Annotated in this window: 22 protein-coding genes and 1 tRNA gene; 7 read left to right on the top strand and 16 right to left on the bottom strand. The window is 60.6% G+C overall.

Annotated elements, in window-relative coordinates:
* Positions 1 to 56 precede the first annotated feature (56 nt).
* Entirely contained in the window at positions 57 to 920 is an 864-nt protein-coding gene (locus HK28_RS11350; protein ID WP_086644678.1) for an aromatic ring-hydroxylating dioxygenase subunit alpha, read from the top strand.
* Positions 921 to 967: 47 nt separating this feature from the next.
* Here HK28_RS11350 and HK28_RS11345 read toward each other — a convergent pair whose 3' ends face one another.
* Positions 968 to 2014, bottom strand: a complete 1047-nt coding sequence (locus HK28_RS11345) for an ABC transporter substrate-binding protein (protein WP_086644677.1) — start codon at positions 2012 to 2014, stop codon at positions 968 to 970.
* A 144-nt stretch (positions 2015 to 2158) separates the two neighbouring features.
* On the opposite strand from HK28_RS11345, the gene HK28_RS11340 reads away from it, so the two are divergent.
* The 3 genes from HK28_RS11340 (at position 2159) to HK28_RS11330 (ending at position 3501) form a co-directional block, all read left to right on the top strand.
* Positions 2159 to 2234 (top strand) — tRNA-Asn (locus HK28_RS11340).
* Positions 2235 to 2747: 513 nt separating this feature from the next.
* Positions 2748 to 2933 carry a hypothetical protein gene (locus HK28_RS11335; protein ID WP_086644676.1) on the top strand — a complete coding sequence of 62 codons (186 nt, stop codon included), beginning with the start codon at positions 2748 to 2750 and terminating at the stop codon, positions 2931 to 2933.
* 388 nt (positions 2934 to 3321) lie between these two features.
* Positions 3322 to 3501, top strand: a complete 180-nt coding sequence (locus tag HK28_RS11330; protein WP_086644675.1) for a hypothetical protein — start codon at positions 3322 to 3324, stop codon at positions 3499 to 3501.
* Positions 3502 to 4787: 1286 nt separating this feature from the next.
* Here the strand turns inward: HK28_RS11330 and HK28_RS14040 are convergent.
* The 10 genes from HK28_RS14040 to HK28_RS11280 form a co-directional block, all read right to left on the bottom strand.
* Positions 4788 to 5048: a hypothetical protein gene (locus HK28_RS14040; RefSeq protein WP_158093457.1), complete on the bottom strand. Its 261-nt coding sequence runs from the start codon at positions 5046 to 5048 to the stop codon at positions 4788 to 4790.
* A 246-nt stretch (positions 5049 to 5294) separates the two neighbouring features.
* The gene (locus tag HK28_RS11320; protein WP_086644673.1) at positions 5295 to 5522 is read right to left on the bottom strand and encodes a hypothetical protein; all 228 of its coding nucleotides are present in this window, start codon (positions 5520 to 5522) and stop codon (positions 5295 to 5297) included.
* 577 nt (positions 5523 to 6099) lie between these two features.
* Positions 6100 to 6873 carry an ABC transporter ATP-binding protein gene (locus HK28_RS11315; RefSeq protein ID WP_086644672.1) on the bottom strand — a complete coding sequence of 258 codons (774 nt, stop codon included), beginning with the start codon at positions 6871 to 6873 and terminating at the stop codon, positions 6100 to 6102.
* On the bottom strand, positions 6867 to 7859 hold the full coding sequence (locus HK28_RS11310) for an ABC transporter permease (RefSeq protein ID WP_086644671.1): 993 nt from the start codon (positions 7857 to 7859) through the stop codon (positions 6867 to 6869). The genes HK28_RS11315 and HK28_RS11310 overlap by 7 nt, the downstream gene beginning before the upstream one ends.
* Complete coding sequence (locus tag HK28_RS11305) at positions 7856 to 8902, bottom strand: ABC transporter substrate-binding protein (RefSeq protein WP_086644670.1); 1047 nt, start codon at positions 8900 to 8902, stop codon at positions 7856 to 7858. Before HK28_RS11305 ends, HK28_RS11310 begins: the two co-directional genes overlap by 4 nt.
* Before the next feature lie 20 nt (positions 8903 to 8922).
* Entirely contained in the window at positions 8923 to 9468 is a 546-nt protein-coding gene (locus tag HK28_RS11300) for a flavin reductase (RefSeq protein ID WP_086644669.1), read from the bottom strand.
* On the bottom strand, positions 9458 to 10156 hold the full coding sequence (locus tag HK28_RS11295; RefSeq protein WP_233140503.1) for a peroxiredoxin-like family protein: 699 nt from the start codon (positions 10154 to 10156) through the stop codon (positions 9458 to 9460). Before HK28_RS11295 ends, HK28_RS11300 begins: the two co-directional genes overlap by 11 nt.
* A 97-nt stretch (positions 10157 to 10253) precedes the next feature.
* Complete coding sequence (locus HK28_RS11290; protein ID WP_233140502.1) at positions 10254 to 11147, bottom strand: LysR substrate-binding domain-containing protein; 894 nt, start codon at positions 11145 to 11147, stop codon at positions 10254 to 10256.
* 548 nt (positions 11148 to 11695) lie between these two features.
* Positions 11696 to 12088 carry a VOC family protein gene (locus tag HK28_RS11285; protein ID WP_198945867.1) on the bottom strand — a complete coding sequence of 131 codons (393 nt, stop codon included), beginning with the start codon at positions 12086 to 12088 and terminating at the stop codon, positions 11696 to 11698.
* 47 nt (positions 12089 to 12135) lie between these two features.
* The gene (locus HK28_RS11280) at positions 12136 to 12954 is read right to left on the bottom strand and encodes an oxidoreductase (RefSeq protein WP_086644666.1); all 819 of its coding nucleotides are present in this window, start codon (positions 12952 to 12954) and stop codon (positions 12136 to 12138) included.
* An 80-nt stretch (positions 12955 to 13034) separates the two neighbouring features.
* Here HK28_RS11280 and HK28_RS11275 point away from each other — a divergent pair, with 80 nt between their 5' ends.
* Positions 13035 to 13415, top strand: coding sequence for a MerR family transcriptional regulator (locus HK28_RS11275; RefSeq protein WP_086644665.1), 381 nt, complete (start codon positions 13035 to 13037; stop codon positions 13413 to 13415).
* Positions 13416 to 13658: 243 nt separating this feature from the next.
* On the opposite strand, the gene HK28_RS11270 is transcribed toward HK28_RS11275, so the two are convergent.
* The 4 genes from HK28_RS11270 to HK28_RS11250 all read right to left on the bottom strand — a co-directional run bounded on the left by HK28_RS11270 (position 13659) and on the right by HK28_RS11250 (position 17937).
* A complete protein-coding gene (locus tag HK28_RS11270) occupies positions 13659 to 14819 on the bottom strand; it encodes an acyl-CoA dehydrogenase family protein (RefSeq protein ID WP_086644664.1) in 1161 nt (386 codons plus the stop codon).
* A gap of 189 nt (positions 14820 to 15008) precedes the next feature.
* Positions 15009 to 15350 carry a ferredoxin family protein gene (locus HK28_RS11260; RefSeq protein ID WP_086644662.1) on the bottom strand — a complete coding sequence of 114 codons (342 nt, stop codon included), beginning with the start codon at positions 15348 to 15350 and terminating at the stop codon, positions 15009 to 15011.
* On the bottom strand, positions 15347 to 16990 hold the full coding sequence (locus HK28_RS11255; RefSeq protein ID WP_086644661.1) for an FAD-binding protein: 1644 nt from the start codon (positions 16988 to 16990) through the stop codon (positions 15347 to 15349). Before HK28_RS11255 ends, HK28_RS11260 begins: the two co-directional genes overlap by 4 nt.
* Positions 16987 to 17937 carry an aliphatic sulfonate ABC transporter substrate-binding protein gene (locus tag HK28_RS11250; protein WP_086644660.1) on the bottom strand — a complete coding sequence of 317 codons (951 nt, stop codon included), beginning with the start codon at positions 17935 to 17937 and terminating at the stop codon, positions 16987 to 16989. Before HK28_RS11250 ends, HK28_RS11255 begins: the two co-directional genes overlap by 4 nt.
* A 191-nt stretch (positions 17938 to 18128) precedes the next feature.
* Here HK28_RS11250 and HK28_RS11245 point away from each other — a divergent pair, with 191 nt between their 5' ends.
* Together HK28_RS11245 and HK28_RS11240 are read left to right on the top strand one after the other, a co-directional pair.
* Positions 18129 to 18965 carry an ABC transporter permease gene (locus tag HK28_RS11245; protein WP_086644659.1) on the top strand — a complete coding sequence of 279 codons (837 nt, stop codon included), beginning with the start codon at positions 18129 to 18131 and terminating at the stop codon, positions 18963 to 18965.
* On the top strand, positions 18962 to 19732 hold the full coding sequence (locus HK28_RS11240; RefSeq protein WP_086644658.1) for an ABC transporter ATP-binding protein: 771 nt from the start codon (positions 18962 to 18964) through the stop codon (positions 19730 to 19732). Before HK28_RS11245 ends, HK28_RS11240 begins: the two co-directional genes overlap by 4 nt.
* 44 nt (positions 19733 to 19776) lie before the next feature.
* Here the strand turns inward: HK28_RS11240 and HK28_RS11235 are convergent, their stop codons facing one another.
* A complete protein-coding gene (locus HK28_RS11235; protein WP_086644657.1) occupies positions 19777 to 20763 on the bottom strand; it encodes an ABC transporter substrate-binding protein in 987 nt (328 codons plus the stop codon).
* Positions 20764 to 21224 lie beyond the last annotated feature (461 nt).

Raw genomic sequence — 21224 nt, 5'->3', positions numbered from 1 at the left:
GCAGGAGGGAGACTAAGCGGCTGCAGAAGGCCGATCACCGGCAGGGAGAACGCACGATGACCGACTTGGCGGCGCGACCGGAAGATGACGACAGGGCGATTTTGGACCAATGGTATCCCGTTGCGTTTCTCGCATCCCTGACGGCGAGTGAAACGAGAGTTCGTCTGTTGGGCTACGATCTTCTGGTTTCAGGCGACGACGATGGGGTCGCGGTGCGGCGCGCGGACACGGCCGCTTTACTGCCAGCGCGCAAGGTTCACGCCTGTCTGTGGACAACGCTGGGGCGACCGAAAGGTGATGTCGTCGAGATCGCGGAGGCTGCAGAACCCGATCGTCGCGTCGTGCCATGTGGGGCCATCAACGTGCGGACATCAGGCCTGCGGGTCGTCGAGAATTTTCTCGACATGGCGCATTTCCCATTCGTCCACACCAATATCCTCGGCGCGGAGCCGATCACCGAGGTCGCGCCTTACCGAACGGAGCACCGTGTCGACGTCGATGAAATCTGGGCGACGGAGTGCCGGTTCGAGCAGCCGCAGGCGGCGCGGTCGTCGGTTGGCGGCATGACCACGGATTACGCCTATCGCGTGGCGTCGCCGTTTCTGACCTTGCTTTACAAATCCTGCCCGAACGATCCGACGCGTCCGGATGTGATTTGTCTGTTCGTCAGGCCAGTCGATCAGGAGCGTTCGGTCGCCTATCCGGTGATGTTTCTGATCGACGAAAACTCTTCACAAGCTGAACTGGCGCAGTTCCAGCAGCGTATTTTCGTGCAGGACCGGATCATCCTGGAAAACCAGCGCCCGGCGCGCCTGCCGCTTTCGCCCAAGGCGGAGATTCCCACCCGCGCCGACTCGGTTTCAGTCGCCTACCGCCGCTGGCTCAAGGCGGCGGGCGTGCGTTACGGAGCCATAGGCTAATCGGGTCACGGTGCAGAACCGCTTCCGGCTATGGCCCGAAGCCGCGCTTAGACGTGCAGGACGTTGCGGCAGATCGATTTCGCGAATGCGCCGGAATCCAGAGCGTCAGGGAGACGACCGATCAGCTTCAGTTCGTCCGCGTACTGGGCCATCTGGTCGCGCAGCCATCGCCCAAGCAGGTGAACCGGCCGCGGTTCATGGGCCAGCATCGCATCGACGGCGTCGTCATCCATGTCAGTCAGGTGATGCGAGAGAAGCGTGGAAACTTCGTCCGTATGCGCCGCGATCCATCGACAGGTATCGCGTAGCGCAAGGGTGAGGGCGACGCTTCCGTCCGGGTCGCTGTCGAGGAATTCGTCCGTAAGGCCAAGCACGAGATTTACGCGTTCAGCGTATAATCCAGTGGTTGAGCCCGCCAGTTCCTTAAGCCCGGCGCCCGGCGCGGTGAGCAGCGTCCAGGCGAACGGATCATGCGCCACGATGCCGTCGATATCTCCCGAGGCAAGGGCGCCCGACACCTCGTTCATGGGGAGCAGGGTCCAGTTTACGCTCCGGTCTGCGTCTATGCCTTTGCGGCGGAGCAGCACCGAGAAAAAACGCCGGTCGGCGCTGTCCTCGTCTGTCGTCGCTATCGTCTTCCCGACGATGCTCTCCAGACGCGTCACGCCGCTTTTGACGCGGACAAGAACCCGGAAGGAGCCCGCCGTAAGGCCAGCGACCAGTTTTGCGGGAGTTCCGTCATGCAACCGGGGCAGCCAGGAGAGGGCAGGGGCGACCGCGCCGACCGCGCGGTCCTGCGCGACTTCGCTGATGGCGCTGTTACCCGTGGGTGTCTCTCCGGGCGTTTTGACGTCGAGGCTGTAGTTCGCGAAGAACCCACGCTCTCGCGCGACGATCAGCACCGGATCGCGATCCGCGTGTGGCCAGTGCAGGGTTAGGGTCCTGAAGCGGCCATCCGGCTCGCGGTGGCTCTTCGTCGGGTGGCGCAACTGCGTCGCCACGCCATACGCCGCCGCCGCGCCAGCTACGCCGCCTGCCAGCATTAAGGCGCGCCTGCGTCCGGTCGCCGGTTTCTTTCCGTCCTGCGCGGTCATAGGCTTCTGATGCGTCTCCGGCTGCGCCCTGCAGGTTCCTTGCTGCCCTCAGCCGCGCCGGATGTCAAAAACGCCGGGTGAAAAAATCTTTGCCAGAGGGGCTTTACGGCGCCGGGCTGCCTTGGCTATACGGTGCCCCGCTGGTCCCGAATAGCTCAGTTGGTAGAGCAAGCGACTGTTAATCGCTGGGTCGTAGGTTCGAGTCCTACTTCGGGAGCCAGCCTCTCCAAAAAATTTCCTGCAAAAAAAATTATATAACGACGCTGCGTATCGCGTTGTCCGTTATTCTGACCTAGTTGCCAGTGAGTAACTGCGGGGGATCAAGGGGCGCGGTCGTTAGTAAAGATCTGCACCAGCTTGTTGGCGATCTATGAAACGGCCACGTTGCTTGATGACGTGTGCGTCGTCAGTAGTGCCGAGCGGTTGAGGCGCGCCCTCAAGCGCTATCCTCGCCGTTGAAACACACCCTGTCGTACGGACTGAAGAAACTCCACTCAGGAGTGGAAAGCCGCCTATGCTACGTGCAAACAACCAGAGCACCAGTGTATGTAACAAATGCTTTGTTTCTGTCGCGCTCTTCCGGAACTGGTCTCGTGATCGGTCAGCGTCTCTTGCGGGGACATCATATATAATATCTTTGCGGAATACGGTTTGAGTGGCCAATTGGCAGAGGCGGGGCCACTGCCGATCCCGTAGTTCTGAAACAGCACAAGCGCGGTCAAGGGTGAAAAATATGCCTGATGAACTGGTCTCCCGTGTCGAGGCTTTGGAGAAGAAAGTCTCTGAAATACAGGAGAAAATGGGGGAGGCCAGTCCAGAGCGCAACGCGCGGAACCTCAACCTCATCAGCAAGATCGTGGCGTCTATCTCTGTCAATATCCGCGAGTTATGGAAGGCCGTGAAGATCAAGCGGCACTGAGAAGAGCTCGTGCAAATGTCTGGTCACGGCACACCTAGCCTGACCCGGAGCCATCCTCTTTCGCCTGTGAATTCGATTAACCGCGGGCTTTCTCTGGTTTCATGAACCGCGCAGAGCCCAGATCGCTCCGAGAACGATCTAAGTCGGGCGTATCTTGCAGGTTGGCTCCAAAGGCGGCTCTCCGCTCGGCAGGAACGTGGCGCCGGGGGTGCGACCTGGTCGCCCGCTAACACTATCTTTTCAGCGCGCTATCTGTGAACACGCGACTGGACCAACGGCCTCCGGCGGCCCCTGTAGTCCAGCACACAAGAATAAGCTAAGCCTATTGGGCCGTGTGTTTTCGAGGTAGGATGCTCATCGGATTCACTACTCCTGGCATGGCGGCAAGATGCTCTTCTTTTTCATCATAATTCCCCTCACCATCTCGATCCTGCTGGCCATGGTTCTGTTCGCGGCGCTGCGTGTGCTGTGGAAGCCTATCCTGGTAGTGATACTGGTTCTGTGGGCGATAGGTTACTATAAACATGAGGTCGCGCCTCACTACCACAATGCGGCGACTGAACTGTGATGGTTGGGGATGGAGAGGTGAGGAGCGGCAGTTGATTATTGGGGTTTCGTGCTTGACCGGACAGGCGCTCAAACTCAAGGAATTTCGTCCTGCGACGATCCACTTTAAAGCTTTGCCACCTTCAGGTCGCATTCTCTTTTTCGCTTGAACCTGTGTCGTGGTTTATTGGAATTTCTCGTGTTGGATTGAATCCATCGGGAAGTTTTCGAAGCGTTCAGATGTGAGGGGCGATTTGTTGAGTCGGAGATGAAGCCCGCCGTTGATCCAGACAGATTCGCATGCGCGCTTCTGTAGAGTTGCGTGCAAAGATGCCGCAAAGGCTAACCTTTGCGGCATCTTTACTGCCGAGGGAAGTCGATGTCCTGTCGGGGACAATTGAGAACGTATATCATTCTCAATTAGAGTCAACTGAAAATATGCTCGAAGGCACCCAATGGCCATTGCCGGTCATATGTATGGTTTTTTGTTGGACGACGCCGGTGAGCCGGTGACAGATGAGGCATATTCTGGCGCCGTCCTGAACCCCTCAACGCTGTGACCGCGCCGGGGTTCGGGCGGGCGACGCGATCCATCCCCGATTTGCTGCGTCGCCCGCAGCATGGTGTGACATTCGTTTGTAATTCGCAATAATTTAAGCTGTAGGGAAAGCAGTATTTTTGTTGCTTGCTTCGGCAAATGGAGGGAGCCGTTAATCCGGCTGTCAATGCTTGGGGTCGCATAAAGACTTATAGTGACGAATCTGGATTTTTTATAATTTTCGTTGTTATGAAAGGCATTTTATAATAATTAGTCCGCGCTCCTCGCCATTTGAAAGCTTTGGTCAAGTGCTCGCTGGCTGCATTGGCCCGCTCCCTGAAGCTCCCGCTACTGGCGCCTGTGTCACAGAAAATTGAGGCGGACGACTGGCGCGGGCTTCAGTATAGAGTGAGCCTGCTTCAGCAGAGTTTGAGACGATTGTTCCGTCTGTCGTTTGGCGGATGAAATTTATAACGAACGACTCCTACTAGACATCTGCTAATGGCGTCACCGTCACCGCATCACGCGATGTTACCGACACTTGCTCTTCGTAACTCGCGCGCCCGCCGCGATGCGGGCAACGTGCCGGGAGTATTTCCCCGGTGGAGTTCAGATGAAGCGCGTATTGGGTGTTTGTGCAACGGTCAGCCTGCTCGGCGCGCAAACGGTAGCACTGAGCAGCGTCGCTTCGGCGCAGACGAGTACCGTCTACAACGGGGAGAACTACACGTCCGCGCAGTCAGCGGCGTCTGGAGAAGCGCAATCAGGGTTCAGGCACGGGGAAGGGCGCTGTAAACGCCCGCCTCCGCCGCCAGATGGGAAGCGCGGACCTCCGCCCGGTGGTCGCGATATGCCGCCACCGCCTGACGGTGGGCCGCCACCTTCCGGGAATGGTCGTCCTCCGCCGCCGCCACGAGATGGGTGCCCCCCACCTCCGCCGCCTCGCGATGCGGCAACGAACTGAAAATCAGAATTTCGGTTGCAGGACCCTGCCGGTATCTACGTTCGTCGCCCAGTTCGAGGACGATCACGGTTACGGCGGTGGACGATTGGTCTGCCCCCGCCCAGCGGGTGCCCGAGTATCAGCGCAATCGGGAATAATTAATCCTGCCCGTAATGTTTGGGCTCTGGATAATGCGCGTCGAAGGGTGATCGTGCTGGCGACGGTCCATGCGCGCCAAGGACTGGGGGGCAGTTCTCGTCAGCATGCGTGTGACGAAGCGCCCGTTAGACATCTGGCGACCGCGTGGTCCCGACTGAGCGCCGGGCCCACACAGTTATAGATACGACGGCGGATCAGTAACCGCCGCCCTGTTGGCGCCGCCGTAGCCGCCACCCTGGCCACCCCCTTGTCCTCCTCCACCGTAGCCGCCTCCGCCGCCCTGTCCACGGCCGTAACCGCCTCCACCACCTGGGCCACCGCCTCCGGGTCCCCCCGGGCCGCCGGGCGGGAAGCATGCGGCGAGGTTGAGAGTCGCGAGAGCCAGCACAATTATCTTCTTCATAGAATCATCCTTCGCTTAATCCCGGCGCATCATTTTGCAATGCAATCATGGCGGCGGCGCGTCGGCGCTTGTCACGGAATGCAACGACTGAAAGCCTGCTTTGGGCGTCTCGCAGGGGCTCGCTGCTCTGAGCGCATATCTTTTCCAGCGAGAGCCGCGGATGTCAGGCGCAACACGATTCTAGATGGCCACGCTGAGAAGGTTGTCGCGGCAGTTTTATGCGCTTTCGCCGGTTAGCGGAAACTCCCTCGTTGAAAGGGGAAAGATGACGGCCAGTCTATCTTCGGCATGTGAGGCGAAACTGAAGGCGAAGTTTGTTTTTGGACTCCTGACCGTCCAAAAAGCGTCGCTTATGGCGGCCTCGCCGCAACCATCACGCTATCGCGATTGCGCCACTAATCGCTGTTAAACCGAATTAGAATAACATATATACAAAATGTGCCTTACCCACGGGCACACCTTCCCGCAGAATCTCGCGAAGGCGCCGGGGCGTCCTGCAACCAGTCCCGACGTTTTCGCGAGAACTGGCGTTGGCGGCGCCGATAGCTGACGAATTTGGTAGCCAGATTCGGGCGGACTACCAGTCTTCCCGATGCCCGAGCTGCGCCAGAATATCTTTCCTGAGAGACAAAAGTTTCGGATCGTCGCGATGACGATGCTCAGGAAGTGACACGGGGATGTCAGCCAGAATACGTGCGGGTCTGGGGCTGAAAACGACGATTCTTGTCGCCAGCAGCAGCGCTTCCTCGACATCGTGGGTGACCATCAGGGCCGTGAACTGCTTTTCGCGCCAAACGCGTAGAATCTCCGTCTGCATGGTCAGGCGCGTCAGACTGTCCAGCTTGCCCAGAGGCTCGTCGAGTAGCAGCAACCGGGGGTCATTCACCAACGCGCGGGCGAGCGCCACGCGCTGAGCCATGCCGCCCGAGAGTTGGTGTGGCCATGCGCGTTCGAAGTCGAGCAGATCGACAAGTTTAAGCGCAGCGGTGACGGACTCGTCATCGGCGCGTCCGTTTATGTCGTGACCCAGAGCGACATTGCCGCGAACTCTCCGCCACGGATAAAGCGTCGGATCCTGAAACATGATGATGCGATCAGGACCGGGACCCGCCACCCGTGCATCGTCGCCGTAGATTGCCCCTTCGTTCGGGGCTTCCAGCCCTGCGATCAGACGCAGCAGCGTCGACTTGCCGCACCCGGACGGTCCGAGAAGCGCCACAAACTCTCCAGGCGCCGCCTGCAACGATACATTGTCGATAACAGGGACGACCGCGCCGTCCGAATGGAAGGCGTGACTGACGTGTTCGAGGCGCAGGGCGAGGGGCGTCGCCCGGCCGGAGGAGATCACCATTTCAGGCCGTCCTTTTGCCAGTTCAGCAAATGATCGCGCAATTTGAACAGAACCGTCATCAATGCAGAGCACATCAATGACATGACCAGCAGCGCCGCATACATGTTCGGATAAGCCGCCCATCCCTGCGCCCACTGCAGATAGAACCCGAGGCCGGATTTCACGCCCAGCATTTCAGCGACGACGAGCATCGAGAAAGACGCGCCGAGGCCCATGAACAGCCCGACGAAAATCTGCGGCGTTGCTGCAGGCAACGCGACGTGAAACAGCAGGAAGCGCTGTTTCGCGCCCATCGTGCGGGCCACGTCGTAATAGGCCGGGTCCACGGCGGCGATGCCGGACCATGTCAGTACTGCGACCGGAAAACCAGCCGCAAGCGCCATCAGCGCGTCTCCAGCAACTCTGCTCGATGGGATCAGGACGAATGCAAGTGGCAACAGAGCGACCGGCGGCAGCGGTCCAACCAGCCGCATGATCGGACGCACCCAGTAGCGGAAGCGCGGCGATCGCCCCAGTCCAGCGCCGACGGCGATCCCAAGTGTCGCCCCACCCAGATATCCTGTCGCCAGCAATGCGAGCGAATGCAGCAGGCTGTCGCCAAGTTTGCGCCAGTCACTCTGAAACACGTCGAGCAGGTCTTGGGGCGTTCCGAAGAAGGGGCGGGGAAGCCAGAGCAGCTTGGCTTGCGCGACTTCCCACAATCCGAACCCTACACCAAGTGCGATGGCCCACGGGGCTCGGGTGGATAGACGGCGACCTGCCGCTGCGATCAGAAGGACGAGGCCAACAGCCGCGAACAGAACGGCGAGATCGTTCGTGGCGGGAAAATCGTCGGCGTCGGGAATGCGCCACGTCACGAGCGCGGCAACAAGCCACACCGGACCGGCGAGCCATGGGAGCGTCTGCGCCAGCGGAAACGCACGCCGCACAGTCGTAACGCTTGAGGAGGGCGCGAACCGGACGGATGAGGCGAGGTGCTGGCTCATGAGCTGAACAAATCCTGAGTAAATCGCTCGGCGTAGTGGTGGGAGTCGAGAGAGGGCCGGAACACGCCGACCTGCTTCAGTGCGTCGGCGTAAAGCACGATCTCATCCCGAAAGGCCGCGCCCGACGTCTGGTGATGATGGCCCTGCGCCCGGATGATGGCAGCCAGATCGGCGGCGTTCGCTTTCGGCGCGTATGGCTTGAAGATTTCGGCAGCTTCGTCCGGATTGCAGGAGAGCCAGGCGCCCGCTTCAAGAATCGCGCGCGCAACACCCGTGGCGGTCGCGGGATCATCCCGGATCAGCGATCCACGCAATCCAACGACGCAGCATGTCGTGTGCGCCCACTTGTCGCGCATATTGCTGTCGATCTCGATCAGTCCGAATTGCTTCTTTTGCATGGTCGAGAACGGGTCGCCGTCAGAAAAGGCCTGCACCTCACCGCGTTGCAGCGCGACGGGCAGCAGGTCGACCGGAAACTGCCGCCACTGCACGTCCGTTTCCGGATCGACACCAGCTTCTTTCAGGCGAATGGAGAAAAAATTGCGATCCGGGCCGCCGATATCTGTGACGCCGATGGTCTTCCCACGCAGGTCCTGCAGTTTGGAGAGGCCCGAGGTCGGCGTGGTCATGAGGAACATGCATCCCGCGTGCAGCCCCGCGACCAGCTTGACGTCGAATCCCTGCTGCAATGGCTTCAGCCAGCGCAGGGCCATCCCCGGCGCTCCGTCGGCCTTGCCGGTGGACAGCGCCTCCAGCAGCTGATCGGTGGATCCCGCAAAATTTACGTAATCGACGTCGATATTACGACGCGCGAAAAATCCTTTTGCCTTCGCAACCGGAACGGCGGCCGTGCAGACGGCAGTTTCGTTCCACGCAATCGTCACCTTACGCGGCGGGCCGGATGGCGCAGGCGCCGGGCTGTCGCCGGACGCCGGCATGCAGTTCATGTCGTGGGGACCATCGGCGCGCGCGGCGAAGGGGAGCGCCGCGCCCGCGAGCAGGCCGAGCGTCGATCGGCGGGAAAGAGCATGGGAAGATTTCATCGTCGACCGAACCTGTGTCTTCAAAATTGCGTCGTGAAACGGGGAAGGACGTGAAAGCGACGGTCGAACCATGCAAGGCCGTGTCCGTCGTCCGACGGGTGAGCGATGGCGTTGACGCGACAGAACAGAACGTCATGGCTGCCGGAGGTCTGCACAGACGCAACGGCGCAATCGAGCGTCGCGACCGCCTGTTCGAGCAGGGGCGCGCCGTTTGCGCCCGCGCGCCACACGCCATTGGCGAAACGTTCTTCCGAACTCAGGCGACTGCTGGCGAACGCGCCCGCGATCGCTTCCTGTCCTTCGGCGAGTATGCTGATCCCGATCGCGTCGTTGCGCAAAAAGGCGGCGTGCGACCGGTTGGACCGGTTGAGGCAGACCAAAACGGTGGGCGGCGTGTCGCTGACGCTGCATACGGCGGAGACAGTTAGTCCGTGCCGCCCGTGCGCGCCATCCGTCGTCACCAGTACGACCGGCGCGCCGAGCAGGCTCATGGCGCGCCGAAAATCGTCTTGCGTTACATCGCCGGGAGAAATTGTGGCGGTGGGCATGTCCGCGTCACGCAGCATGGGAGATTTCCGTTGGCGTCAGGCCGAGGGCCTTCAGAATCGCCGAGGTCTCCGTTCGCTCCATCCAGTCCGGAGAAACATCGGCGAACAGAACCTTGCGATCTGGAGAGATGATCAGGACGGCGGGCTTCGGCAGTTCCCATACGTCGACGCCGTTGAGCGCGTGCGGCGTCCCCCCCTTGGCTTCCGCAGCCGCGCGGGATGCGTCGTCAAACTGGTAGGTCACGCCGAGGGCCCGACCGAAAGCAAGTTGCGGGTCGGACAGCACGGGAAATGGCAGAGCATGCGCCGTGGCGATGTCATTCAGAGCCGGGAAGGGCTGCGGCGACACCGCCGCGAGCGCGACCCCTGCGGCCTGAAGCGACGGCCAGAGAGTATCGCGATAATACGGGAGGGCGATATTACACGCCGGACAGGTCGCAAAACGAAACAGGACAATGACGGCAGGCCCTTTTTCGGTCAGCGAGTCCAGGGAAACGGATTCTCCAGCGGCGTTGCGCAGCGTGGCGGGCTCCAGCGTGTCGCCAATCTGCACATGGGGAGACGCGCCGTGGTCGCGGCGCAGCGTCGCGCGCTGGTTGACGTTGATCGCCAAAGCCTCCGGAGCCCATGTCCTGCGGCGCTCGGCGTCGAGTTCGCGGAAAAGGGCGTTGAGGCTCGGGGTGCTGTCTTTCTGGTTATTGGCCACGGCGTTCATCCTGATCGGTGTTTTCGCGCCATTTCTTATGAAGGACCGAAGAGCGCACGGACCACGAAGTTTTTGTCATCACGCTCTTGGGCTCAGCTCAACGATTGCCGATTGTGCGGGCGAGAAGGTCGCCGAGATCGCGTGCGGCTTCCGACAGACCTTCCCGTTCGACCAGCACCGTTTCGATTTCCGGTAATGGTGGCAAAGCATCCGGAGCCATGATCGGCAGCCTTTCGGCGGCGGCGAAGCGACGTGTGCGGCAACTCAGGCCAAGGCGTCCGCGCACTCCTGCGCGCATCGCCGGGAGGTTGGGCGTCTCCAGCACGATCCGGTAATCACGTCGCGCCTCTGTCAGAGTCCTCAGCGCGGCGTCTCGAAACCTGCATGGAGGTTCGAGAAGGGCGAGCGGCAGCTCGTCGAGTTCGGTCAGCGCAGTATCGCCCAGCCAGACCATCTGATCGTGGCCGACGACGCGCCAGCTCGCGCCCGGTCGATCGCCGTGCTGACCCAGACACAGCACGACGTCGAGGCGAGAGCGGTCGAACATCTCCAGAAGCTCCGCCGATCCGCCGACGCGGACGATAAGGCGTGCGCGGGGGTGTTCGAGGCGGAAACGGTTGAGCACATCGGGAAGAACCGTGTCGGCGAAATCCTGCACCATCCCCACGGTGATCGGGTCTTCATCCACGCTCTGTCCGAGCGTGTGCATGATCCGGTCGTTGAGAGCCAGAAGCTGGCGCGCGTAGGAGACCAGTTCCTCGCCTGGCGCCGTGAGGGTCAGGCGACGCCCGTCTCGACGAAACAGCTTCTGTTGCAGCACGTCTTCAAGCCGCTTCATCTGCAAGCTCAGGGCTGATTGCGTGAGGAAAATCGTCTCCGTCGCCTGCGCCATCGAGCCAGCCTCGACGATGGCGACGAACGATCGCAACAGTTCCGTAGGAACATTGCGCGCCATCCGTTGAGGGAGCGTAGACTGGGACGATTGCGACACGGTGACGTCTCCTGATGACGCGGGTTGTCGCGCGCCAGACAATTCACTAAAAATATAAGGTATATAAATATATATGGACCAAATTAATACATTTAACAAGTGTTTATATAATTAACTATTTAAATTAGTGAAAATGATTTTCTTGAATTAACATATTGTTAAACAAAGAAATTTTTCAGAATATTGGAAGAAAAAAACAACGCTACGTTCTAACCACAGTCGATGCGTGTTGTGCGACGCTGGTGTGTGCCTCCGATTAGACTTCTGCGCGGGTTGGGGGGGAAGGGGCCGCTACAGAAGTTCGAACACACCTGCGTCAGTCAGGTTCGAGCAATTTGAAAAGTCAGAATGGGTCTCTTTGCGGGGACAACCGAACATCAAAAACCTGCCGGGGCAATGACGTCTCTTCGTCGAACGCGGTTTGATTTGTAGGGCCGCTTCTCGAACGCTCGCCTTAAATTTTACGATTCCGGTTGCGATTTGGCGACGGGAAGAGAGTTGGTATGTCGAAATTGCTCGGACGACCTGCCTGCACCGTCATCGCCGGGTCACGTCGCGAGCCGATAATTCGAAATTTCGATCAGGTTTAGATCCGGGTCACGAATATACACGGACCGGATGGGGCCGTTGGCCCCTGTTCGCTCCACCGGGCCTTCCTCGATGACTATTTTCAGTCTGATCAGTTCGACGATCACGTCCTCGACGGGTGTTGTGGCGATGATGCAAAGATCGGCGGAACCCGATGTGGGTTTGTGCGCATTTGGCTCGAATTCATGGCCGACCTGATGAAGATTGAATTTCTGGAGTCCGAATTTCAGGGCTTTGCGTCCCGTTCCGAAGGTGACGATTTCGAAGCCGAGAACGTCCCGGTAGAACGCGCATGTTTTTTCGATATCCGCGACGGTCAGAACCAGGTGATCAAGGCGATCAATCTGAATCATTGTGCATATCCTTGTTCGGGTTTGTACGCGTCGCCGCGGGGGGCGGATCAGCGAAAAGCTGACATGATGAGGCGGTCGAACATCCGGTCGGACAGGTGACGCCGCAAGAACAACAACGGTCGCGCCATCAGCCCACCACTATACCGGATAGCTGGGCGTCGTGCGTTTAACGCTCGGACAACCAGATCGGACACTACTGCGGGCGGTGGGGCTTGACGTTTGCCACGCATGTTGCGGAATTTCTCGACCATCGCAGCGTAGGCGCCGGCGCCCGAAAGGTGTGAGGCTTCATCTGCTGCGATGTCCTCCCATTCGGATGCTATTCCGCCCGGCTCGATCACGATCACCTCGACCCCGAACTGGCGCACTTCGTTCCGCAGCGCGTCTGAATATCCCTCAAGAGCGAATTTGGATGCATGATACCAACCGCCGAGCGGCAGCGCGAACTTTCCACCGATCGAGGAAATATTGAGGATCGCGCCGTCGCCAGCGGCGCGCATATGAGGAAGACAAAGCTGAACAAGCCGTGCGGCTCCGATCAGGTTCGTCTCCATCTGACGACGGGCTGCCGTCATGGGCACGTCTTCCAGCGCTCCGTATTGACCGTAACCGGCCCCGTTGACGAGCACGTCGAGACGACGTTGTTCGTGCATGATCCGGTCGATCGCCTGCGTCATTGAAGCATCGTCGGTGACGTCCAGCGCAATGGCGTGACCGCCGGCAGCTTCGATATCCGCCATGTTTCCGACGCGACGTGCGCCGCCGTAGACGACGTAGCCTTCCCGGAGAAGGCGCAGGGCTATGTCCTTGCCGATGCCGGACGATGCGCCCGATACGAGGGCGACGGGTTTGGAAACATTGGCCATGTCAGTATTGCTCCATGCGGTTTTATTCACATGGCCATTCAGATAATCTGTAGGGAAACCCCACAGTCAAGAGGCGCGCAATGCTGATCAGTGAAGTGGCGAAGATCGCTGGCCTGTCGAAGGACGGCGTCCGCCATTACGAAGAGATGGGACTGATCGCCTCGACCGAGCGGCAGGCCGGAAGTCGCGTCTATCGCGAATATGACCCTGCCGTGCTGACCACGATCGAAAAAGTGCGTCAGGCGCAACGCCTTGGTTTTTCGCTCAAGGAGATTGGGCCGTTGCTGAAGGCGCATGGCGCTGCGAACCTCACGCCTGAACAAACGGTCGTCTTTCTTGAAGAGCGGCTCGACGTAATCAGGGGTAAGTTGAAAGTTCTTCAGGAAGTCGAGGCTTTTATAAAGACAAAACTCGATCACTACAAAAAGGAGAAATTATCGAGATCTGACAAAAAAATATAGCGCAGTCGCCGTGTTTAACAAAAGCTGGCCTCATTGTGCACGACGGATCGATATCCGTCAGACTCAAGCTTCGGCACTGACGTCGAGGATAATTCTCGCCGGGTTTCAGGACGTTACCGGGCGCGCGAAGTGTCAGTCATCGACCATTTCGAAGAGCGAAGACCCGGCTTCGTGTTGAAAACCGTCCGACAGATGTCTTGATTTGTACTTGCGCCCAGCGCGGCGAAGATTGCCCACCGTGTATCAGGTGAGAGCGAGCCGCCCCGCACCGCCGAGCGCTGAATCCCCCTGCGGGGTGTGAATGCGTCCGCACAGCACGTCCCGATAGTGGCGCTCGAGTGGATTGTCCTGACTGAGCGCCGGATTTCCGATCGCCGCGACGGCCTTGCCGACGGCGGCGATGGCGTTCTCCGTCACCGTGTATTTGATCAGGCCAGCGTCGGCGTCGCCTCGTTCTCCAGCGGCTTCGCGCGCCAGCCCGTGTTCGATCAATGCGCGATTGGTGAGAAGCAATGCGTCAATCTCGCCCAGCAGGGCATGAAAGCGCGGCAGGCTGGCCAAAGGCGCGCCCAAGTTGGCCGGGGTGCGCTCTTTCAAGTAGCCGACCAGCCAGTCGCGGGCCGTGCGCGCCACGCCGTCGTAGAGCGCGCCGATGACGATGGCGTGCCAACTCGCCAACGCGACGGCTTCGTCGACGGACGCGCCCGGCGCCTTCAGCGACACGAGGTAACGTTCCGGGATTTCCACGTCCTCGAAAACAATCGTGTGGCTGGCGGTCGCGCGCATGCCCATATGACGCCAGCTTTCTTCGATCCGCACGCCCGGCAAATCCAGCGGCACAAGAACCTGCCCCACGCGCGGCGTTTCCTCATCGGTGCGGGACCAGACGACGCCCCAGCGAAGGGCGGTCGATCCGGTGGAAAAGATTTTGCGGCCGCTGATCAGGAAACGCCCGCCTTCACGACGGACCGTTGTGGCGGGCAACCCACCCCGTGCGGGGGTGCCAAGTTCCGGCTCGACGCGCAATGCGTTCACCAGAGCCCCGTCGCGCACTATGCTCGTGAACACCTCGTTACGAACCTCTTCCGACCAGCCCGAGGACCGCGCGATGGCGCCCGTCTGAAGATACTGCATCGCAAGGATCAGCGCCGTCGTCGGATCGCCGGTCGCTACACGTCCGACGATCTTCGAGATTTCGGCCACGCCTATGCCCGCGCCGCCCTTGTCGTGCGGCAACGCGAGAGCAAGCAGTCCGGCTTCCTTCAGGTCGAGAAGATTGTCCAGCGCGATCTTTCCGCTGCGATCGTATGCTGGAGCACGTTCAGCGAAGATCGGAACCAGCCTGTCCAACGCAGCTTCGATCGCGTCCGACGGGCGATGCGGTCGGGGTGTGAGCACATTCATCGAGCGATCTCCTTGTGTCGCGCCGCCCGCGTGTCGCGGGCGTGAAGGACGTTGGTTGTGACGTTCCAAAAGGTCATGATGAAAGGCCGAAGCAGTCGTTGCTGATAAGCAGCGCAAGTGGGACGATAACAGAAAACGTCGACGACGGGCGCTTCATGTTGCAGGTCGGCGCGGCTGATCGGTAAGAGGTCATCCATCGCGGGCGAGCCGGAACACGTCCTCCATACGCCAGTGCTGGTTGGCGTAGCGCGGGTTCTCGCTCCATTCGTCCCACCCCGACTCCCGCCGGTATTCGCCGAGCAGAGGCGTTATGTCTGACGGCGCGAGACGCGCCGCCATCGCGGGTTCGGCTTCAGGATGAACAAAAAGTGCGTCCGCCGTGCAGTAAAGTTCACAGAGAAAGCATGTCTGACAGTCCTGCGGACGGGCGATCGTCGGTATATGCTCTGTCTTTTCAAAGACGTCACGCGGGCATGTTGCGACGCACTGATTGCAGGCGGTGCAACGCTCGGTGTCGAGAGAAGTAATCATGAGACGGTTCCAGCAGCCTGGCGACGCGTCCAGACGGCGTCTGCGCCGCCCGAAATCACATAAGCCGGAACGTCGCTTCCGTCAGTGCTGTCGGTACGGCGGTGCATGCCGAGACTTCCCGTGCGCGCCGCGGCGCTTGCGACGCACCAGCGCGCGGTTGCGGTCATGGCGGCAAGCTCTCGAAACCGCTGGCGTTCGCGCGGCTCGGCGGAAGCAGGCGTCGCGTCGCGTAACGCGCCCCATGCGGCGGAGAGACGCGTGGAAGCTGCGGCGAGCGTATCGGCGCTTCTGAAGTACTGACGCGTCGGGGACAGCATTTCCTCACGCAGCACGATCTCGACTTCGCTCGAAGCGCTGGCGCCCGGGCGCGTCGGGCCTTTCGACAGCGTGGTCGCAAACGCAGATCGCGTCGTCGACGAATTCGTGCGGTCACGTCTCGTCGACAATCCGGCGTCACCCAGAGGTTCTAAAATCGATGTCTGGTCCAAAGGATTTTCCAACACGCTGCGAGCAGCGGCTTCGGCTGCGATGCAACCTGACGCCAAAGCCCATGCGGCGTTGACGGCGCCTCCGCCGGTGACCGGTCCCGTTACAGGCTCGCGCGACGCGACGTCGCCCGCCACGTACAAGCCGGGCACGTCAGTTCCGGCGTCTTCTCCAGTGACACGCACGCCGCCTACGCCACGTATCGTTCCCTCGCCCAGCAACGAGATTGGAAAGCGTTGCGTGAAAGGATCTATTCCAAGCCTGCGAAATGTGAGCGACACGTTCGGAGAGATCTGCGGCAGCTGACGACGGACGATCTCCGGCGTCGCCGACAGGTCGCACAGGACCGGCCCGCCTTGCAGCGCAACGGCGATAGCGCTGTGATCGTTCGGCGTTGCGGGCTTGGCGATTTCTTGTCCCTGCGTGTCGTAATATCGTGCGAAACTGAAAATCATCGCGCGGGACAGCGGCGTGTTTGCGGGGGCGACAGTAAAGAAGGAAGAGAATTCCATCCCGGACAACGCCGCTCCGGCTTCTACCGCCATCAGCAGGCCGTCGCCGGTATTGTTCGAACCACCCAGAAGGTGCGAGCGGAACGCGCAGCCTCCTGTTGCGAGAACCACTGCGCCGGCGCGCACCAGCCACTCGTCGCCGTCGCCCTGCCGGGAGACGCCGCGCGCGCCGGAGACCCGGCCGTCGGGACGTGCAAGAAGCTGCAAGGCAGGGCTGTGGTCGAGCAGGACGGCGCCCGCAGCAAGCGCCTTCTCGCGGAGGGCGCGGAGATATTCCGGCCCCCGCAAGGCGTGGCGCCGAATGGCGCCGGAATCGTCTGGCGTGTAATGATAATGCGTGCCAATATCGGGGAGAGTCCGATACGTCCGGTCTATGATGCGCTCCATCCATCGCGCGTCGCCCAACCCTTGGGCGCCCGCCATCCGACGAGCGATCGCCTCTTCCCGCAACCGCGCTTCGGGAGGAACGAACCAGTGTCCGGGACCGGCGGAAGCGGCCACGCCGGATGTGCTGCAATACCCTTTTTCTGCGACGATGGCCCGGGCTCCGGCCCGCCTCGCCGAGATCGCGGCCCAGCATCCGGCCAGGCCGCCGCCGATGATCAGGACGTCCGTGTCATATGTTCGGACCCGGTCGGTCACGGCGCGGCGAATCCGGTGATGAATGCCGCGGCGACCGAGCCGCCATGGTCGACAAGATTGGCGGCGCGATAGGCGTCCAGCGTCGCCTGCTCGGCCTGAACGACGGAAGGGTTGACGGGGCCGGGGGTGGAGATCAGTTCCTTCGCCACAGCCACTGAAACGTCCTGCGGCATTCCCGTCTGGCGGGACAGGATGGCTGCGTATTCGCTCTGGTGGTTCTCCGCCCATCGCGAAGCGTCGCTGACGCGCCGATAGAAATCCGCCAGCAAGGCCCGCTTGTTTTTCAGGGCGGAGTCAGTCGCGACAAGGAAACCGTTGTTGGGCAGCACAGTCTGCCCGTCGGCGACCACGTGTCCATGATTCTGCACAAGGTTGAGGGACACATACGGCTCCCACGTCGACCACGCGTCGACGGCACCGCTGTCCAACGCCGCTTTCGCCTGTGCAGGAGGCAGAAACACGATGCGGGGGGCGGGAGCCTGAATCGCGCCGGTCTGGATCAGACGCAGCAGCAACAAATGACCGATGGAGCCGCGCCCCGTCGCGATGGTCTTGCCAGACAGGTCTGCTGCTGTGCGTATCGAGGAATGCTCGCCTGTCACGACGGCGGTCGTATGGCCCGCGCCCCTTGGGGGGAGCCAGTAAGCGGCCTTGATCGGTTGCCCGGCGCCCCAGGCGAAGAGAAAAGGCCCGTCGCCGGCGACCCCCGTGTCCACCGCGCCTGCGCCCAACGCCTGCAGCAGCGGCGCTGCGGCGTCGAATTCGACCCAACGCACGCGGTAAGGCAGATTCTGGTCGGCCTTCGACGCCTGCAGGACCGCCTTCTGAAGCCCCCTCTGGTCGGCGACGACCAGTTCATCCTCCGCGCACGCTGCTGTCGCTGTAACTGTCAGAGCGGCCGCGATGGCGAGGAAGAAATTGGCTGCATGAAAGAATGGGCGCGGCATTAAGGGCGGTCCTGAATTGTTCCGGCAGTGGGAGACATCGCCTGTGGGCGGCTTGCTGCGGGGAGAGTGCCAACCGACGGGAAGGGGGGCAAATAAAACACATCAATGGATGTGATTAATTAATTTAACATTCGATATCGTATATAATGCACTACCTTCGCGCCCTGAACGTGGAAATCGGAGCGCGAAACATGTCGGAAACCCTCATAAGCCTCGCGTCCCGAGGACGATCTCAAGGCGCAAGTGGGCGGATCGCCCTGCGGGAACTGGGGCGTTTTCGTCGGTATCTGTCGCCCCTGCTTCTTGTTGCGGTATGGCAGGCCGCATGCGCTTCCGGCTTCGTGTCGACGCGCCTCGTCGCGTCGCCGTGGCAGATTGCGCAGACCGCAGCCTCTCTCATCGCTGACGGGACGCTGACATCGAATCTTGGCGTCTCCCTGCTGCGCGCGGGCGCCGGGTTCGGCATTGCGGCGGTCGTCGGCGTGACGTTGGCCCTGTTCTCCGGACTTTCGCGCGTCGGGGAGGATCTGGTCGATGCGCCGCTGCAGATCATGCGCACGTTACCCGCACTGGCGCTCGTGCCGCTGTTCATTCTGTGGTTCGGCATCGGTGAGACGCCGAAAGTGCTCCTCGTCGCGCTTGGGGCCACGTTTCCGATCTACCTGAACCTCCACAAGGGCGTGCGGTCGATCGATCCGAAGTTACTGGAAATGACCCGTACACTGGGCCTCTCCCGTCTGGACACGATCCGTAACGTGATTTTGCCGGGTGCGTTACCGGATCTTCTCATCGGCATTCGCTACGCTGTCGGCGTATCGTGGCTGATGTTGGTGGTCGCCGAACAGGTGAACGCGGAAAGCGGCATCGGTCATATGATGATGGATGCGGAAGACTTCCTCCGAACGGACATCATTATGGTCGGCTTGCTGGTTTATGGCGTCCTCGGTTTGCTTTCCGATCAGATCGTTCGTTTCCTTGAAGCGAAGCTTCTCGTCTGGCGTCCGCTGGCGCGAGGAGCGGCACGATGAGCGCGGCGCTGAAGCGTGCGCAGAGCGAGCTTGCAACTGCAGCCGTCCATGCCGGGAGCCATGAGGACGGTAACGTCGCGGTAATCGTCGAAGGGCTGACGCGGCGTTTTGGGGACGGCCCCGCCGTGCTGGACAGGCTCGATCTCGCCATTGCTCCTGGTGAGTTCGTGGCGCTTCTGGGACATAGCGGTTCGGGTAAATCGACGCTCTTGCGCACATTGGCGGGTATCGATCCTGTCGTCGAAGGCGCGGTGTCGCGTCCTCGGGAAGTTTCGGTCGTTTTTCAGGAGCATCGTCTGCTTCCATGGAAGCGCGTCTGGGAGAACGTCGTTCTGGGGCAGGAGGGAAAGGACGGGCGTGATCGCGCGGCGGCGATTCTGGAGGAGGTCGGACTTGCGCACCGGATCGACGCGTGGCCGCTTACCCTTTCTGGCGGCGAGGCGCAGCGCGCAGCGCTTGCGCGCGCGCTTGTGCGGGAGCCTGGGTTTTTGCTGTTGGATGAGCCCTTCGCCGCGCTGGACGCCCTTACGCGTCTGAAAATGCAGGGGCTGGTTGGAGAGTTGTGGAAGCGTCGGCGCTGTGCCGTTCTGCTCGTGACTCACGACGTCGACGAGGCGCTGTTGCTGGCCGACCGCGCTGTTGTTCTGGAGCGTGGCAGGATCAGGGTGGATATGCCTGTGGCCCTTGGGCGGCCCCGTAAACACGTCGACCCCGTCTTCGAAGATATGCGCGAGACGCTTCTTAAATCGCTTGGTGTTTCTATTTAGAAAATCTAAATCTGCGCGCCGCGATCGTGGCGGCGCGCAGACCGTCAAGCCGGAAGAAGCTTTGAAAGCGCGGGTGAGAAAACTGCGGCGACGTTGGCGTCCTGCGGTAAAACGCCCGCTTTTGCAAACGTTCTCGCTACGGCCTCGGCGCTGACGATATCGTCCTTTCGCCAGGCCCGGGCGCGATATGGCCGGTTCTGCGCGCGCAAATAAGCGAGCACGACATCTTCGGGAACGTGGATGACAGGCGAGACCACTTTGGCCCATAACGCCTTGTCGGCTGCGAGCGTGGCGTATGCACGGTTGAGTCTGTCAAGATAATCGGCGGCGGCGGCGCGGAAAGCCGGATCCCCCAATTTGCGCGGGTTGGCGCCGATGAAGTAATGTCCAGAAAGAATATCGGCGGCGCTTTGCAGAACCCGCGCCGCGCCAGCGGCTTCCAGTATCTGGATTGCGTAACCGTATGTCGCCCACGCATCCAGACTGCCGGATTTGATAGCGGTCAATCCCTCGCTCATCGAAAGGGCGACGGGCTGGATATCCGTCCATGAAAGCCCGGCCTGCTCAAGCATCCGGATCAGAAAGTAATGTGCTGTAGTGGCGCGGATGTATCCGACGCGTTTGCCGCGCAGATCGCTGATGGATTTATAGGGAGAGTTGGCGGGCGTGAGCACCGCCTGATCGGTTGTAGGGCCTTCGAGAGTAGCCACGACGGCGACATTCGATTTGGCGGCTGCGGCGAACACCATCGGAATCTCGCTCCAGCCGCCGAGATCGATGGCGTCGGCATTGATGGCCTGCGCGATGAGGTTGCCGGAATTGAATTCGCTGTAAGCCACGGTGTAAGGGAAATCCGCGACGTGCGCCGCTGGTAGCAGTGTTGAGTCCGCGCCACGAAAAGTCGCCACTCTCAACGTAACGTCTGAATTGGCGCCTCGAGCCCGTCCGCCCAAAGCTCCGCCAACGCAGGTCAGTGCGGCCGCCCCAAGAAATTGTCGACGTTTGATGGGCGTTGCGAAAATTTCTGGCATGGAAGGTGTTCTCTTGGATGGCGGGAAGGAGCGCGCGGCACAATGCGAGTATTGGCGGCTCGTGACGAATATTTCGAAATCAGAGACGCTTTTTCTTTGGTGCAGACCAAACGATGGCGCCAGAGAAGCGGTGATTCAATGATCGAAAAGTGTAAATAATATAAAGCATCATATTCAATATTGTAACGGATGCTTCAGGCGCGTGAGCGCGTAGTTGTTGGCGTCAAGCGCTCATTAGGTCAGGGGGATACTGAAATTGACATATTGAGCGTATTTCGAATGGCGGCCAACGAATGGGCGTCGGAAGTTTCTCGCGAAGGCGAGGGGACCCACGTCGCGAGCCGTGAGCGCAAATTACATTCAAGGAAATTTCCAGGGTGCCTGATCCGGGGTGCTATGGGCCTGGTGGCTCTCTAGGGCCTGTTAGGTCTTGAGATGATCTGCCGTTGCTGCAATGCAGA

The organism is Acetobacter sp. DsW_063, assembly GCF_002153745.1.
Classification (GTDB): Bacteria; Pseudomonadota; Alphaproteobacteria; order Acetobacterales; family Acetobacteraceae; genus Acetobacter.
The sequence above is the reverse complement of the archived record's forward strand: the minus strand, read 5'-3'. Positions and strand labels throughout refer to the sequence as shown.